Raw genomic sequence first — 1,067 nt, forward strand, 5'->3', positions numbered from 1 at the left:
GGAGGTTTTTTTGCATAATTGTAATATTCCGCCTAGAATGTCACACTTGTCAATACCCTCTGACCTGAATCCTTACAATGGTTGTAACTGGGAAGACTTGCCTGCGTGAGGCTCCCCACTCAACTGTCTATTGGCACTACAAACAGTGGCGAAGTGCAGCCGTGATAGAGAAACTAATTAGCACTTTACATGAACAAGTGCGTGAGCAGGTAAAAAAAAGCCCAAGTAAACGACGTTAATCATCATTAGACATCTCCAAGATAGAAATGAGAGGACAATGCTTGTGGTAAAATTGAATTTCCCAAGAAGAGAAATGAGCCAACTGAGAGGCTATATAGAAAAGCACCCATGGGAAGCTCAAAGGTTAGTGGGACTAGATGACGCACAGTTAATGGAGTTAATTAGTCAAGCGGACAGATTACACAATCAGGGTAGTCCTGGATAGCGAGGACTACCTGTTATAATTTACTTCTTCAATCTGCCTTAACTTTTAGCTTATGAAATGTCCCAGGTGGGACGCTCAATATATTGTAAAAAAGGTCACCGTCACACTGCAAACCATGTTTTAAATGTCCACATTGTGCCAGACAATTTGTGATAGCTCTCAGACATCAGCCGCTGGAAGAAGACACAAGAGAGTGAATAGATAGATTTTTATTAGAAAAAATATCTCTGGCTGGAATTGTTAGGGCTACCGGAGTTTTCCCAAGGTGGCTACAATATTATGTTAAGAAAAACTTAGGCGCCGTCAATAGACAAGTGGAACTGAAGTAAAAAAAAGGGAAAGCTAACTATTCAATGTGATGAAATGTGGTCATTTGTAGGAGCCAAGGGTAACAAGCAGTGGATTTGGTTAGCAATTGATGTGTTGAGTAAAGAGATTGTAGGAGTATATAGCCTTTCTCAAAAAGATGAGGTACAATAACAGCAGTGTGTAAACCAGTTAAAAATATTTGACGATGTAACTTGTCCGAACGCAAAATCTCTGGGTTTTCCTAATTCTTGATAATTAGTAGTCTTGATAGAACGGAGAATGATTTTCAGTTTTGACCACAGATTTTCAATTG

1 protein-coding gene is annotated in these 1,067 nt (G+C 39.5%); it reads left to right on the forward strand.

Features of this window, described 5'->3' with window-relative positions:
• The first annotated feature begins 808 nt into the window (after positions 1-808).
• A complete protein-coding gene (locus QUA47_RS31180; RefSeq protein ID WP_445302567.1) occupies positions 809-925 on the forward strand; it encodes a hypothetical protein in 117 nt (38 codons plus the stop codon).
• Positions 926-1,067: the final 142 nt, after the last annotated feature.

It is taken from the genome of Microcoleus sp. MON2_D5 (assembly GCF_036701905.1).
In the GTDB taxonomy this organism is placed as follows: Bacteria; Cyanobacteriota; Cyanobacteriia; order Cyanobacteriales; family Microcoleaceae; genus Microcoleus.

Bases quoted from the DNA above. Each gene is read 5' to 3' on its own strand.
- QUA47_RS31180 (WP_445302567.1), top strand. From the start codon at position 809: ATGTGGTCATTTGTAGGAGCCAAGGGTAACAAGCAGTGGATTTGGTTA.